14 protein-coding genes are annotated in these 14946 nt (G+C 72.5%); 7 read left to right on the top strand and 7 right to left on the bottom strand.

Going from position 1 to position 14946, the window contains the following annotated elements:
* The first annotated feature begins 304 nt into the window (after positions 1–304).
* The 5 genes from AAC944_RS31635 to AAC944_RS31615 all read left to right on the top strand — a co-directional run bounded on the left by AAC944_RS31635 (position 305) and on the right by AAC944_RS31615 (position 6252).
* Positions 305–3166 (top strand): peroxidase family protein, encoded by a 2862-nt coding sequence (locus AAC944_RS31635; protein ID WP_030612280.1) that lies wholly within the window; start codon positions 305–307, stop codon positions 3164–3166.
* 92 nt (positions 3167–3258) lie between these two features.
* Positions 3259–3720, top strand: a complete 462-nt coding sequence (locus tag AAC944_RS31630; RefSeq protein ID WP_030612285.1) for a universal stress protein — start codon at positions 3259–3261, stop codon at positions 3718–3720.
* A gap of 169 nt (positions 3721–3889) precedes the next feature.
* A complete protein-coding gene (locus AAC944_RS31625; RefSeq protein WP_030612288.1) occupies positions 3890–4105 on the top strand; it encodes a dodecin in 216 nt (71 codons plus the stop codon).
* Positions 4106–4238: 133 nt separating this feature from the next.
* Positions 4239–5690: an amino acid permease gene (locus AAC944_RS31620; protein WP_030612291.1), complete on the top strand. Its 1452-nt coding sequence runs from the start codon at positions 4239–4241 to the stop codon at positions 5688–5690.
* Positions 5691–5856: 166 nt separating this feature from the next.
* A complete protein-coding gene (locus tag AAC944_RS31615; RefSeq protein WP_030612294.1) occupies positions 5857–6252 on the top strand; it encodes a hypothetical protein in 396 nt (131 codons plus the stop codon).
* Positions 6253–6352: 100 nt separating this feature from the next.
* On the opposite strand, the gene AAC944_RS31610 is transcribed toward AAC944_RS31615, so the two are convergent.
* From AAC944_RS31610 to AAC944_RS31585, 6 genes are all read right to left on the bottom strand, one after another.
* Entirely contained in the window at positions 6353–6568 is a 216-nt protein-coding gene (locus AAC944_RS31610) for an EF-hand domain-containing protein (protein WP_030612297.1), read from the bottom strand.
* An 80-nt stretch (positions 6569–6648) separates the two neighbouring features.
* The gene (gene uvrA / locus AAC944_RS31605; protein WP_107054113.1) at positions 6649–9090 is read right to left on the bottom strand and encodes an excinuclease ABC subunit UvrA; all 2442 of its coding nucleotides are present in this window, start codon (positions 9088–9090) and stop codon (positions 6649–6651) included.
* Between the two features lie 81 nt (positions 9091–9171).
* Positions 9172–10419, bottom strand: a complete 1248-nt coding sequence (locus AAC944_RS31600; RefSeq protein ID WP_030612301.1) for an NAD(P)/FAD-dependent oxidoreductase — start codon at positions 10417–10419, stop codon at positions 9172–9174.
* On the bottom strand, positions 10416–10610 hold the full coding sequence (locus AAC944_RS31595) for a ferredoxin (RefSeq protein WP_030612304.1): 195 nt from the start codon (positions 10608–10610) through the stop codon (positions 10416–10418). The genes AAC944_RS31600 and AAC944_RS31595 overlap by 4 nt, the downstream gene beginning before the upstream one ends.
* A gap of 36 nt (positions 10611–10646) precedes the next feature.
* On the bottom strand, positions 10647–11867 hold the full coding sequence (locus tag AAC944_RS31590; RefSeq protein ID WP_030612307.1) for a cytochrome P450: 1221 nt from the start codon (positions 11865–11867) through the stop codon (positions 10647–10649).
* Between the two features lie 204 nt (positions 11868–12071).
* A complete protein-coding gene (locus tag AAC944_RS31585; RefSeq protein ID WP_030612310.1) occupies positions 12072–12707 on the bottom strand; it encodes a TetR/AcrR family transcriptional regulator in 636 nt (211 codons plus the stop codon).
* Positions 12708–12817: 110 nt separating this feature from the next.
* Between AAC944_RS31585 and AAC944_RS31580 the strand changes: the two genes are divergently transcribed.
* On the top strand, positions 12818–13852 hold the full coding sequence (locus AAC944_RS31580; protein ID WP_051871605.1) for an aminoglycoside phosphotransferase family protein: 1035 nt from the start codon (positions 12818–12820) through the stop codon (positions 13850–13852).
* A 91-nt stretch (positions 13853–13943) separates the two neighbouring features.
* Entirely contained in the window at positions 13944–14537 is a 594-nt protein-coding gene (locus AAC944_RS31575) for an alpha/beta fold hydrolase (protein ID WP_078888470.1), read from the top strand.
* Between the two features lie 23 nt (positions 14538–14560).
* On the opposite strand, the gene AAC944_RS31570 is transcribed toward AAC944_RS31575, so the two are convergent.
* Positions 14561–14911, bottom strand: coding sequence for a DUF1330 domain-containing protein (locus AAC944_RS31570; protein WP_030612318.1), 351 nt, complete (start codon positions 14909–14911; stop codon positions 14561–14563).
* Between the last annotated feature and the right edge of the window lie 35 nt (positions 14912–14946).

Below are 14946 nucleotides of genomic sequence, written 5' to 3'. Positions count from 1 at the left end.
CGACGCGCACGGCCGCCGCCCGTACGGATGCCGGACACCGGGCTGGACACCGGTGACCGCGCCGGGCCCGCCGTCCGGGCACCGTGTCCACCTCCGCCTCGGCGGTCCCGCCGAGCCGGACCGGGCACCCGCCGTAGCGCACCCCGCTGTCCAGCGACGGGCGGACGAAGCGGCACCGCACGGCGTCCGTCCGAGGTGACCGGCCACCGCGGTCCGGGCGGAATCGGCCCGAATCGGCTCCTGCCGGGCCGCCCCCGGGCGAGTAGCGTCGGGCCCCTTCTTCCCGTACGGAGGGTGCGGACCCATGGCCGACACCGTGAGTTACGTGCAGTACGAGACGTACGAAGGCGGCAGTCCCGAAGCGGAGCGACTGGTCTTCGAGAAGCTGGCGCGCGACATGATGCGCGTACAGCTGCGCAACAAGAGCAGCGGCGGGGCGCCACGCGTCCGGCGGGCCTTCCACGCCAAGGGCGTCCTCGGTGTGGAGAACGCCCGGCTGCGCTTCAACGACGATCTGCCGCCCGCGCTGTCCCAGGGGTTCGCCCAGCCAGGTGCCGAATACCCGGCTCTGGTACGGATGTCCAACGCCAGTGGCATACCCCGGTCCGACGTCTCGCCCGACCTGCGCGGCATCAGCGTACGGGTGGAGGTGTCGGCGGAGGAGACCCACGACCTGCTGGCGGCCAACTTCCCGGTGAGCCATGCCCGTGACGCCCGCGAGTTCGTGGCCTTCGCCAAGGCCATGGCAGGCGCCAGGACGCCGCTGCAGAAGGCGTTCGGGCTGCTGGTGAAGCTGCCGCTGGCGGTCGGCTGGTCCACCGCGACGCGGATGCGGCGCAACGTGCAGGCCGCGGCGCGCCACACGGTCGGCTCGCTGGCCCGCGAGACGTACTGGAGCCGCGGCGCGTGCCTGTGGGGCGACGCCGGGCCGGTGCGCTACCAGCTGCGGCCCGCGCCCGGCGGCGCGCCCGCGCCCCGCCCGGACCGGCACGACCCCGACCACCTGCGCCACGAGCTGGCCGAACGGCTGGCCGCCGCGGACATCGAGTTCGACCTGTGCGTGCAGCGGTTCGTCGACGAGCGGCGCACACCGATCGAGGACGGCGCCTCGGACTGGCGGGAGTCGGACGCGCCGGTCGTCCCGGTGGCCCGGCTGACCATCCCGCGCCAGGACATCACCACGGCCGAGGCCGGCTCCGCCGCCCGCCGCATCGAACAGCTGGCGTTCAGCCCGTGGCACACCACGGAGGACTTCCGCCCGCTGGGCAACCTGAACCGGGCCAGGAAGGCCGCGTACCAGGCGAGCGCCGCACACCGCCTCGGCACCCGCTTCCGGGCCGAGGAGCCGCTGCGCAACACCGTGCTCGGCGCACCGCTGCGGGCGGTGTTCACCACGCTCAACCGCTATCTGCCCTGGCACCGGCTGCCCCTGAGCGCGAGCCTGCTCAACCTGGTCGTGCTGCGGCAGGTGCTGCGCCGCGACAACCTCATCGACACCGAGCCGCCCGAGGCGCCGCCGAAAGCGGTACCGGTGCCGGAGCCGGTGGACGAGCGCGCCCGTACGGCCCGCTCGTACGACGGCTCCCACACCGACCTGTCGGCGCCCCGGATGGGCGCGGTGGGCTCGACCTTCGGCCGCAACCTCAAGCCGGTCTACCGCCCCGACCTCTTCGACACCCCGAACGCCGTCACCGTCGCCCGCGAACTGCTGCACCGCCGCTCGTTCCAGCCCGCCTCCTCGCTGAACATCCTGGCCGCCGCCTGGATCCAGTTCCAGGTGCACGACTGGGTCGACCACCGGCGCTACGCGCTCGCCGAGCGCTCGGTGGAGGTACCGCTGCCGCCCGGCAGCAGCTGGTACAACACCCCCGGCGGCCCCGCCGAGAACGTCATGCGGATCGCCGACAACAAGGGCCTGGAGCGTCCAGGACAGCCGCCCGTCCTCTTCACCCACACCACCTCGCCGTGGTGGGACGGCTCCGAGGTCTACGGCAGCGACGAGCGGACCGCGCGCACCCTGCGCGAGCCGGACGGCGCGAAGCTGCGCCTTGAGGACGGCCATCTGCCGATGGGCGGCAACGGCATCCCGCTGACCGGCTTCGCCGACAACTGGTGGCTGGGCCTGTCGGTCATCCACACCCTCTTCGCGCGCGAGCACAACGCGGTCTGCGAGGCGCTGCACAAGGAATACCCGAAGATGAGCACCGAGCAGGTGTACCAGACCGCCCGGCTCGTCGTGTCCGCGCTGATCGCCAAGATCCATACGGTCGAGTGGACCCCCGCGATCCTCGCCACCAGGTCCGTCGACATCGCCCTGCGCACCAACTGGGAGGGACCGCCGGACAACTGGCTGCACAAGCTGGGGCTGTGGCTGGTCGAGTCGCACTCGCTGGCCGGCATCCCCAGGACCCTGCCCGAGCACCACGGCGTGCCCTACTCGCTGACCGAGGACTTCGTCACCGTCTACCGGATGCACCCGCTCATCCCGGACGACTACGAGCTGCGCGAGCACCACTTCGGGCAGCGTCTGGAGGCCCTGTCCTTCACCGATCTGCAGGGCGTCGCGGGCGAGGCGCTGGCCCGCAAGACGGGGCTGACGGACTCGCTGTACTCCCTCGGCATCGCGCACCCGGGCGCGATCACCCTGCACAACTACCCGCGCGCGCTGACCCGCTTCGAGCGGGACGGCGAGATCATCGACCTGTCGGTGGCGGACATCGTCCGGACGCGGCGGCGCGGGGTGCCCCGGTACAACGACTTCCGGGCCGGGCTGCACAAGCCGCGGGTCACCCGGTTCGACGAGATCTCCGCCGACCCGGACACGGCCGCGCTGCTGAAGGACGTGTACCGGAACGTCGACGAGGTCGACACCGTGGTCGGACTGTTCGCGGAGAACCCGCCGGACGGCTTCGGATTCAGCGACACCGCCTTCCGGATCTTCTTCCTGATGGCGAGCCGCCGCATCCAGTCCGACCGGTTCCTGACCGTGGACTTCCGACCGGAGATCTACACGCCGCTGGGCATGGACTGGGTGGCACGCGGCGGGATGAACTCCGTCATCCTGCGGCACTGCCCGGAGCTCGCGGCGATGCTGCCCCGCGACGCCGGCGCGTTCGCGCCCTGGCGGCCGGTACTGCCGGTGCGCGGCAGCGGCGCGGAGTCGTGAGGGACCGCCGCCGTCGGGCCGCGTACGCGGGGCGGGCGGTCTCGTGAAACCCCACGAGATCGCTCCCGGGCGCGGGCGTTAACCTCCTCCCTGTGGAGGACAAGACGCCCGCGCCCTTCGAGCGCGGCACGGACGGCCCCAAGGTCATCGTCGTCGGCATCGACGGCTCGCAGTCGTCGTGGCGGGCCGCCGCGTACGCAGCGGGGCTGGCCCGCCGGCAGGGCTCGAAGCTGGTCCTGGTGTACGTCCAGCCGGTGCTGGCGGCCGGCGTCGCGCTCGGCGCCCCGGTCGCGCCCACGACGGACGAGATAGCCGAAGAGCTGATGGCCGAGATCCGCGCCTCCACCGAACGCCTCCAGGGCATCTACGACCTGCGCTGGGAATTCCACATCGTGCGCGGCGACCCGTACGGCGCGATGCTCCGGATGGCTGACGAACTGAAGGCCGACGCGGTGGTGGTCGGCGCGTCGGAGTCCGCCGGGCACCGGATCATGGGCTCGGTCGCGGTACGCCTGGTCAAGGCGGGCCGCTGGCCGGTCACGGTCGTCCCGTAACGGCGCTCGTCCCGTGCCGCGTCCGGGAGGCGGACCGCGGCGGGCCGGTGCACCGTGGGAGCACAGCCCGGTGCACCGGGGCAGCAGAGCCCGGTGCACTGTGGCAGCACGGCCGGCACGCCGAACGACACGCTGACGAGTACCCGACACGCCGACGAGGGAGTCTGCCGTGACCGACCGGACCTACCGTGTGACAGAGATCGTGGGAACGTCCCACGAGAACGTGGACACCGCCATTCGCAACGGCGTACGGCGCGCTTCGCAGACGCTGCGCAACCTGGACTGGTTCGAGGTGACCCAGGTGCGCGGCCACATCGTCGACGGCGAGATCGAGCACTACCAGGTCGGCCTGAAACTCGGCTTCCGCCTGGAGGACGCGGACTGACCCGGCCGGCCGCCCCCGGCGGCCGGTTCCGCACCGCCGCCCTCCGTATGGGGAGTCCCCTCCCGAGTCGCCTTCCGTAAGCGCCCGATAAGGGCCATGATGATCCGCCGTCGGACCGACGAGAGGACATCGCATGGGCCTGCGCGCGGGACAGGGCGTACTACGCCGCAAACCGATCGAAATGATCCAGGAGACCGAGGGCGGCTCGGGCGAACAGCTCACCCGTTCGCTCGGCCTGTGGCAGCTGACGGCCATCGGCGTCGGCGGCATCATCGGCGCCGGCATCTTCACGCTGGCCGGCACCGTGGCGAACGAGAAGGCCGGGCCCGCCGTCCTCCTGTCGTTCCTCATCGCCGGCATCGCGAGCGCGGCCGCGGCCTTCTCCTACGCGGAGTTCGCCGGGATGATCCCGAAGGCGGGTTCCGCGTACACGTACGGGTACGCGGTCCTCGGCGAGCTGGCGGGCTGGTTCATCGGCTGGGACCTGCTGCTCGAGTACACCGCGATCGTCGCCGTCGTCGCGATCGGCATCTCCGGCTACTTCAGCTTCCTCCTCGGCGAGCTGGGGGTGGAGCTGCCCGCCTGGATGCTGGGCGCGCCGGGCACCGGTGACGGACACCGGGTCGACCTCTTCGCCGCGGTCCTCTGCCTCCTGATCGCCTACCTCCTCACCCTCGGCATCAAGAACGCCGCGCGCTTCGAGACGATCGTCGTCGGCCTGAAGGTCCTGGTCGTCCTCGTCGTCATCGGCGTCGGCTTCTTCCACATCAAGACCGGGAACTACACGCCGTTCTTCCCGCACGGCCTCAGCGGCGCGTTCGCGGGCGCGGCCACGGTCTTCTTCGCCGTCTTCGGGTACGACGCCATGTCGACCGCGGCGGAGGAATCCAAGGACGCCCAGCGCCACATGCCGAAGGCGATCCTGTACTCGCTCCTGATCTCCATGGTCCTGTACGTCCTCGCCTGCCTCGTCCTGACCGGCATGCAGAACTACACGAAGATCGACCCGGAGAGCGGCTTCTCCACGGCGTTCAAGTCCGTCGGCCTCAGCGGCCTGGCGGACGTGATCGCCGTCGGCGCGATCATCGGCATCCTCACCGTCATGTTCACGTTCATGCTCGGTGTGACCCGCGTCTGGTTCTCCATGAGCCGCGACGGCCTCCTCCCCAAATGGTTCGCCAAAACCCACCCCACCCGCCACGTACCCACCCGGGTGACGTGGATCGTCGGCGTCGCCTCGGCGGTGATCGCGGGGTTCCTGCCGATCCGGGAAGCCGCCGAACTCACCAACATCGGAATCCTGCTGGCCTTCGTCGTGGTCTGCATCGCCGTCATCGTGCTCCGCTACAAGCGTCCCGAACTGCCCCGCGCCTTCCGGTGCCCGGGTGTCCCGGTCGTCCCGGCCATAGGAGTCGTCTTCTCCATCTGGCTGATCACCTTCCTGGAGTGGCAGACCTGGCTCCGCTTCGCCGCTTGGTTCGCGCTCGGTCTGATCATCTACTTCGCCTACTCCTACCGGCGCTCGGAGCTGGCCAAGGCCGACCGTGAGGTCAGCGATCTGGAAAAACGCGAAGACCGGATGTGAGTTCGGAATTCCCCAGTCCGAAATAACGGTACGGTGAGCTGATTGAAGCGGTAATTGGACTGCCCGGCGCTTCTGCCGCTAACGTCCGCAGCAATCAAGCAGAGCCGTCCGGTGCTGTTTTGGACGCGCCGCTGCACAAGAACAGCGGACGAAAGACGAAACACGTATGCGCAAGACAATCCGTTCGACCCTGGCGGCAGCCCTCGCAGTGGGCTTCTCCGCCACGCTGTCCACGCCGTCGTACGCCAGCGCAAGCGACTGCGTCGGCGGCAACGGGACGAACGACTCGTACCAGACGTGCACGACGGTCGAAGGCACGGGCCTGTGGGTCCGCAGGTGGCAGACCTCGGCGTACTCCTCACTCGGCGGACAGCACGTGTACGCGCGCTTCTACGTCAACGGGAAGCGCGTGCACACCGTGAAGAGGTACACGGGAGCCCCCAAGCGGCTGGCCGTGAAATTTCCCGGGAAGCTGCCGCGGAAATACCGGGACGGCACACGGCTGTGCAATGTGTGGAGCGTGAATACGCACTACAAGTCCTGCATCACCGTGCACAAGTGACCTGCCGGAAAGTGAAACGCGTACTCCCGCCGGAGGCAATTCCGGCGGGAGCACGCGTACAGGGGGCGGCAACCGGGCTGTGGGGTCGGTTGCGGGGAGGTCAGGAGTTCTGGAGGGCGGTCCAGAACTCTTCGAAGGACATCAGGCCGTCGTTGTCGGTGTCACGGGCCTTGATGACGGCCTCGGCGACCGGGCCGGTGACGTAGGGGTCACCCATCTCGGCCATCGCGTGCTTGAACTCCTCGGCCGTGACCATTCCGTCGCCGTTCGCGTCGAATCGTGCGAACGTCGCCTTGGCCGTCTCGATGTCTGCCATGGGTGTGCCCCCTTCGTGCGGTGCTGTCGTCGTGCCGCCCGGGTGGCCCACCCGGGTGACCCGGGTACATTAACCGACCGTCAGGGGCGGCCGAGCGCCCGGGCGAGGTATGGGGCCGTGCGGCTGCCTTCCGCGGCCGCGACCTCGGACGGTGTACCGGCCGCCACGACGTGCCCGCCGTCGGCGCCGCCGCCGGGGCCGAGGTCGATGACGTGGTCGGCGCCGGCGACCACGCCCATGTCGTGTTCCACGACGACCACCGTGTTCCCGGCGTCCACCAGCCCGTGCAGCTGGCGCAGCAGCACTTCGGTGTCGGCCGGGTGCAGGCCGGTGGTGGGCTCGTCGAGCAGGTAGAGGGTGTGCCCGCGGCGGGTGCGCTGCAGCTCCGTGGCGAGCTTGATGCGCTGGGCCTCGCCGCCGGAGAGCTCGGTGGCGGGCTGGCCGAGGCGGAGGTAGCCGAGGCCCACGTCCTGGAGTGTGCGCAGGCTGCGGACCGCGGCGGGGACTTCGGCGAGGAAGTCCGCGGCGGCGTCCACGGTCATCTCCAGGACCTCGGCGATGTTCCGGTCCCGGTAGGTGATCTCCAGGGTCTCGGGGCGGTAGCGGGCGCCGTGGCAGGCCGTGCAGGGCGCGTACGTACCGGGCAGGAAGAGGAGTTCGACGGCGACGAAGCCCTCGCCCTGGCATGTCTCGCAGCGGCCGGACGCGACGTTGAAGGAGAAGCGGCCCGCCTTGTACCCGCGGGCGCGTGCCTCGTCGGTGGCCGCGAAGACCCTCCGTACGGCGTCGAACAGGCCGGTGTACGTGGCCAGGTTGGAGCGCGGGGTGCGCCCGATGGGCTTCTGGTCGACGCGTACGAGCCGGTCGACGGCGTCCAGGCCCTCCGCGGCGGCCACTTCGGCCGCCGGGCCGACCTCGGCGTCCTCCTCGTCGCCCGCCCCGAGCCGGTCCCGTACCGCATCCGCGAGCACCCGTGTCACCAGGGTGGACTTGCCCGACCCTGAGACGCCGGTGACGGCCGTGAACACCCCGAGGGGGAACTCCGCGTCCAGCCCCCGCAGATTGTGCAGCCGGATGCCCGACAGGCGCAGGGTGCCCGAGGGCTTGCGCGGCTCGCGCACGCCCCCGCCCGGCTCCTCGAAGAGGAAGCGGCGGGTGAGGGATTCGTCCACCGCCGCGAGGTCGTCGACGGGGCCACTGTGCAGTACCCGTCCACCGTGCTCGCCCGCCCGCGGTCCCACGTCCACGAGCCAGTCGGCCCGGCGGACGACGTCCATGTCGTGCTCGACGACGAAGAGGGAGTTGCCCGCGTCCTTCAGCCGGTGCAGGACGGTGAGCAGCGCCTCGGTGTCGGCCGGGTGGAGTCCGGCGGAGGGCTCGTCCAGGACGTAGACGACGCCGAAGAGCCCGGAGCGGAGCTGGGTGGCCAGCCGCAGCCGCTGGAGCTCCCCGGCGGAGAGGGTGGGCGAGGGTCGGTCCATGCTGAGGTAGCCGAGGCCGAGTTCGGTGAGGACGTCGATGCGGGCGACGAGGTCGCGCGTGAGGGTGCCCGCCACGCTGTCCTCGGCCGTGCCCTCGTCCGTGTCCTCGGCCGTCGGCCGCAGCAGCGCGGCGAGCGCCGCGAGCGGCATGCCCGCGAGCGCGGCGATGTCGTGCCCCGCGAAGGTGACCGCCAGCGCTTCGGGCCGCAGCCGCCGCCCGTCGCACGCCGGGCACGCCTCGGACACCAGGAACCGCTCGACGCGCCTGCGCTGCGTCTCGCTCTGCGAGTCGGCGAAGGTGTGCAGGACGTAGTGGCGGGCGCTCTGGTACTGGCCCTGGTACGGCCGCTGGATGCGCCCGGCCTCGCGTACCGGGTGCACGGTGACGACCGGCCGTTCCTCGGTGAAGAGGATCCACTCGCGGTCCTCGGCCGGGAGTTCACGCCAGGGCCGGTCGATGTCGTGGCCGAGGGTGGCGACGATGTCGCGGAGGTTCTTGCCGAGCCAGGCGCCGGGCCAGGCGGCGATGGCGCCCTCACGGATGGAGAGGCCGGGGTCGGGTACGAGGGAGTCCTCGGTGACACGGTGGACGCGGCCCAGCCCGTGGCACTCGGGGCAGGCGCCCGCCGCCGTGTTGGGCGAGAAGGCGTCGGAGTCCAGGCGGCCGGTGCTGTCCGCCGGGTAGTCGCCCGCGCGTGAGAAGAGCATCCGGAGCGAGTTGGAGAGGGTGGTGACGGTGCCGACGGAGGACCGGGAGGTGGGGGCCGAGCGGCGCTGCTCCAGGGCCACGGCCGGCGGCAGGCCGGTGATCTCCTCGACCTTGGGCGCGCCGACCTGGTGGATCAGCCGTCGGGCGTAGGGCGCGACCGATTCGAAGTACCGGCGCTGTGCCTCGGCGTAGAGGGTGCCGAAGGCGAGCGAGGACTTGCCGCTGCCGGAGACACCGGTGAAGACGCAGAAGGCGTCGCGCGGGAGGGCCACGTCGACGGCGCGGAGGTTGTGCTCACGGGCGCCACGCACCCGTACGTACGCATCGGTCATGCCTTCCATGATCGGGGACGCCTGCCGGGTACGGGGACGCCGGCCGGCCGGCGGGGAGGTGGCCGGCCGGCGTCCCCGGGCTCATTGCCCGCCGACGGCGGCGAGCAGGCGCGCGTGGGCCTCGTCCCACGGTCCGGGCGTGGCGATCACCGCGCGCAGCCCGCGGATCTGCCGGGGCGGCAGTCCGGCGGCGAGCACGCCGGTGGCCAGCCCGTCCCGGCCGTAGAGCGCGGCCACCTGGCGCTGCTCCTTGTCCAGGAGGACCGTCTCGGCCCGGTCGGCGCCCGCGAGCACCCCGTACGCCTGGAGCTTCATCCCGTACTGGTCGGACCAGAAGTACGGGACCGGCGTGAACGGGCGGCGCTCGTCCTCGGTCGCGCCCAGCTCGGCGAGCAGGTTGCGGGCCGCGGCCATGGCCTGCTCGGTGGCGTTCATCCGGTGCTCGATCCGCAGGTGGCGGCCGTGCCCGGGGTGGTACCAGCGGGCCACGTCACCGGCGGCGTAGATCCCGGGTGCCGCGGCGCAGTACTCGTCGCAGCGCAGCCCGTCGGAGGTGTCCAGTGCCGCGTCGGCGCGCAGCCAGTCCACCGCCGGTTCGGAGCCGATGGCGAGCAGGACGGTGTCGGCTTCGAGCGCGGTGCCGTCGGCCAGCCGTACTCCGGTGACGTGTCCGTCCGCCGTCTTCACGCCGTCCAGGCTGCCGGTCAGCATCCGTACGCCGTGCCGCTCGTGCGCGTCGGCCAGCAGCGCGCCCGTGCCGTCGCCGACGAGGCGGCCCATGGGCAGCGGGTCGCGCCCGACGAGCGTGACCTCGTGGCCCAGCTCGCGGGCGACCGCCGCGGCCTCGCAGCCCAGTACGCCGTTGCCCGCGACGACCAGCCGCCGCGGCGCGCCGGACGCTCCGGACAGCCAGGTCTGCAGCCCGAGGGCGTCGTCGAGCGTGCGCAGCGTGTGGATGCCGGCGGTGCCGGCCAGGCCGGGCAGCGTACGGGCCCGCACGCCGGTGGCGACGATCACGCCGGCGCACTCCAGCCGCTGGCCGTCGGCGAGGGTCACCGTACGCGTCACGGTGTCCAGCGCCGTGGCCCGGGTGCCGAGGCGGAGGTCCAGGTCCAGTGTGTCGAGCTGGCCTGCCGTCCGCAGTCCGAGCCGGTCGGCCTGCCAGTCGCCGGACAGCAGCTGCTTGGACAGCGGCGGCCGGTCGTACGGCAGGTGCGGTTCGTCGCCGATCAGGGTCAGTGCGCCGGTCCAGCCGCCCCGGCGCAGCGCCTCGACGGCGGCGAGGCCCGCCGCCGAGGCGCCGACGACGGCGATGCGCCCGACGGTCATGCGTGGACCTGGATGGCGGCGGCCGGGCAGATGGCGGCGGCCTCGTGGACCGCGGCGTGCTGCTCGGCGGGCGGCTGGGCGTCCAGCAGGACGACGATGCCGTCCTCGTCACGCTGGTCGAAGACCTCGGGGGCGACCAGGACGCACTGGCCGGCGGCGCAGCACTTGTCGGCGTCGAGGGTGATGTTCATGGCTTCTTGCTCCTGTGGGGTGGTGGGGGGAACGGATTACCAGGTGACCGGCAGCTCGTGGCAGCCGTAGATCGCCATGTCCGTGCGGAAGGGGATGGTCTCGATCGGCACGGCGGGCCGCATCGTCGGGAAGCGGCGGAGCAGGGTCGCGAGGACGACCTGGAGCTCGACGCGGGCCAGGGCCTGGCCCAGGCACTGGTGGATGCCGTAGCCGAAGGCGACGTGGTGCTGCGCGTTGGGGCGGCAGACGTCGAGCGTGTCGGGGTTCTCGAAGGTCTCCGGGTCGCGGTTGGCGGACGGCACGGCGACCACGACGCCCTCGCCGGCGCGGATGAGCTGCCCGCCGATCTCGACGTCCTCGGTGGCGGCGCGGCGCGGGCCGTTGCGGATGATGCTGTGGAAGCGCAGCAGCTCCTCGACGGCGCCGCGGATCAGCGAGGGGTCCTCGCGCAGCTGCTGCGCGGTCTTCGGCTCGCCCATCATGCTCAGCGCGGTGAGGCCGATCATGTTGGCGGTGGTCTCGTGCCCGGCGACGAGGAGCAGGGCGGCGAAGCCGATGACGTCGTCGTGGGTGATCTCGCCGGCCTGCTGCTGCTCGACGATGAGGCGGCTGAGGATGTCCTCGCCCGGGTTCACCTCCTTGGCGGTGACCAGGCGGTCCAGGTACGCGCGCAGCTCTTCGCGGGCGGCGTCGGCCTCCGCCTTGGGGATGACGCGGGAGAGCAGCTTGCCGGTCAGGTCCTGGAAGAGCGCGTGGTCCTCGTACGGGACGCCGAGCAGCAGGCTGATGACGAGGGAGGGCACCGGGAGGGCGAGGGCCTCGACGAGGTCGACCGACTCCGCGCCGTTCAGCTTGGCGGTCTGCATCGCGTCGCAGAGCTCGTCGGTGATCCGCTGGATCTCCGGGCGCAGCGCCTCGACCTTCTTGACCATGAACTCGCGGGTGACCATCCGGCGCAGCCGGGTGTGCTCGGGCGGGTCCATGCGGATGAAGCCGCGGTTCTGCTGGCTGGCGCCGCCGGTCATGCCGCTGAGCGGGTAGCCCGGGGTGGTGGTGTCGGAGCTGAACCGGGTGTCGCCGAGGATCGCGCGGATGTCGGCGTACCGGGTGACGAGCCAGGCCCAGCTGCCGTCGGGCAGCGAGATCTTCTTGACCGGCTCCTCGATGCGCATCCGGCCGAACTCGGCGGGCGGGTCGAAGGGACAGCCGGTGGGGGGCTCCACGGGCAGCGGGGCATGGGGGGAAGTGACGGTCATGTCGCTCCTTGCGGACACGCGGACGGTGGCGCCGTGCTCGGACGCTCGCCTAACACCCGTAAACTTACACCCGTAAAAGGCAGGCAAACGGACCGGGGGCGGCCTCAACTCCCGCACCGGCAGCGGGTAGGCTGGTGGTGGTTGCCAAATACAACCCTCCGGTCACACGCCCCGTACCGGACATACGAGGTCATTCAGGGACCGTCAGGCGCGGGAGTCCGCCCGCTCCAGCAGCAGGTCGAGGATGTCGTCCACGAAGCGGTGCAGGCGCTCGGGGTTCTTCGCGGCCGGCAGCACCTGCCAGAGCATGACCCTGCCGTGGACCGCCGACCACAGGACGTACGGCGCCTCGTCCCGCGAGCAGCGCACCCGCCAGCCCGCTTCCTCGCACGCCGTCAGCGCGTCGTGCAGACCGCGCACCAGGAGGCCCGCCGGATGCTGGGCCAGCCGCTCGGGGCCGACCGGGGACTGCCGGGTCTCGTAGAGCAGCCGGTACTTCGCCGGATGGTCGATGGCGTACCGGCAGTACGCCCGCAGCCGGGCCCGCAGTCGCGCCACCGGGTCCCCCTCCGGGACCAGCGCGCCGGCCGCGGCCATGTCCTCGACCAGCCGTTCGTAGCTGACCTGCATCGTCGCCCAGACCAGCGCGGTCTTGTCGGCGAAGTGCCGGTAGATGCTGGGGGCCGCGACGCCCGCCTCCCGGGCCACGGCGCGCAGCGACAGCGCGTCCTCGCTGCCCACCTGTTCCAGCAGCCGCTCCGTGGCGGTCAGCAGCTCGGCGCGCAGCCGGTCACCCTGGCCGCGCGGGTTCCTGGGCCGTGCGGCCGCGCTCTCCGTCATCGCCGTACGCCTCTTTTTCTCGTCCTGGCGGGCCTCAAGAGTTTCACACCCGCGCCCCGGATCCCGCCGCGTGCCCACCCGGGCGGCCACCGAGCCGCTACCGTGCGCCCATGCCCGAGCACCTGGACACCGAGACCGGCACCGGCTCCGCCCCCTGGCGGCCCGACCTCTTCCCGCCCGGCCTCCTGGTCGCCGACACGATGGACCGGCACGCCTCGGGCCGCGCCTGGCTGGCCCGGCTGCCCGGGCTGGTCCGCGCGGCCGCCGAACGCTGGGAGCTGCGCCTGTCGGCACCGTTCGACGGCGGCAGCTGCTCCTGGGTGGCCCCGGCGCGGCTGCCCGACGGCGGCCGGGCGGTGCTGAAGGTGACCTGGCCGCACCGGGAGGCGGCGGGCGAGGCCGCCGCGCTGCGTGCCTGGGGCGGCCACGGCGCGGTCCGGCTGCTCGACCACGACCCGGCACGCCACGCGCTGCTCCTCGAACGCTGCACACCGGGTACGACACTCCTGGACGCGACCCCGGAGACCAGCGCCGCCGAGGACGTACGGGACGCCGCTCCCCCGGGTGCGGCGCTGTCGCCCTCCGAAGGACTCGGCCGTGCCGCCGAGGTCCTGGACGCCCTGTGGAACGCGCCCCGGCCGCCGGACGGCGAGCTGGAGACCATGGCGGCGGTCTGCGCCGAGTGGTCGGACGGGGTACGCGAACGCCAGGACCGGCTCCGCCCGCCGTACGACCCGGGCCTGGTGGAGCTCGGCGCCGGGCTGCTCCGGGAGCTGCCCGCGACCGCCCGCCGGGAGGTCGTCGTGCACGGCGACTTCAATCCCGGCAACGTGCTGGCCGCCGGCGGTTCCCGCGGCTGGCTCGCCATCGACCCCAAGCCGATGACCGGCGATCCGGGGTACGACCCCTGGCCCCTGCTGACGCAACTGGACGATCCCTTCGCTCACGAGTCGCCGGACAAGGTGCTCCGCGCCCGGCTGCGGCTGCTCGCCGACCGGCTCGGCGAGCCGCCCGAGCGGATGGCGGCCTGGGGCGCGGCCCGCTCCGTGGAGAGCGCGCTGTGGGCCGCGGCGCACGACGACGTGGCGGGCGGTGCCGAGGAACTGGCGGAGGCCAGGGTGCTGGCGGAGGTCGCGGGACTGTGACCGCACGGCGTGCCGGACGGTACGAGCGCCGGCCCCGGGGCGAGCGGCACGGTCTCCGGGCCGGCTGCCCATGAGACGCGAGTGTCCGGTGGTGACGGTCTGGGACGAGGCGACACCCGGCGCCCCGCGCGTCGTCATGGTGTACGGTCCGCTCGCACCGGGGCCGGAGGTCTTCGCCGCTCAGCGCCCGCTGGCCGAACTGTTCCGGCTCGAACTGGCCGGCCCGGCGGCCGGCACCCCCGGCCCGGACGGCTCCCGCCTCGCGCAGCTCCTCGGCCACGGCGCCCACGTGGTGGGCCACTGCGCCGGGGCCACGGCCGCCCTGCACGCCGCGGCGGCCGCCCCGCACGCCGTACGCTCGCTCACCCTGATCGAGCCCTGCGCGCTGCGGGCAACGGCGGACGGCCTGCGCAGCGCGCCCCCGTGGTCCGCGCCCCTGAACCCCGGGTTCAGCGCCGCCGCGCTGATCACCGCCGACTGGCCCACGCTGATCGTCAACGGCGCGCCCGGCGGCCCGTACGACGCCCGCCGCAGCTGCGTGCATCCCACGCCGCCCGGTTACGGCGAGCAGCTCGCCGACGCGCTCGGCGCCCGGCAGCTGCGGGTCGAGGACGCGGGCCACGCCCCGCAGCGCGACCGCCCCGGCCGGGTGAACGCCGCGCTCAGGCGCCTGTGGCAGGGCTGACGAGCCCGCGGAACCGCTTCCGGTCAGTCGCCGTTCAGCACCGCTGACCGGACGGCTGCCGCCGTGTGCTTCGCGTCGTAATCGGCCGGGACCCCCGGCACGAGCACGACGTCCGCTTCGATGTGCCGGGTGCGCAGCGGCAGTATCTCCTGGTACTCGGGCGAGTCGTACCACGCGCTGGCCCGCTCCAGGTCGGGGAACTCGACGAGGATCACGTACCCGGGCCAGGTGCCCTCGCGGACCTCGGGCGTGACGCCGTGCACCAGGAAGCGGCCCCCGAAGGGGACGAACGTCCCCTGGATGCGCTCGATGTAGGACAGCACGTCCTCGTGCCGGCTGTCGTTCTTCAGGTGGGCCACGGCGTACGCGCTCATGTCGGTCCCCTCTCCCCGTCGAGTGGCGCCGGCCG

This window comes from Streptomyces sclerotialus (assembly GCF_040907265.1).
Classification (GTDB): Bacteria; Actinomycetota; Actinomycetes; order Streptomycetales; family Streptomycetaceae; genus Streptomyces; species Streptomyces sclerotialus.
The sequence above is the reverse complement of the archived record's forward strand: the minus strand, read 5'-3'. Positions and strand labels throughout refer to the sequence as shown.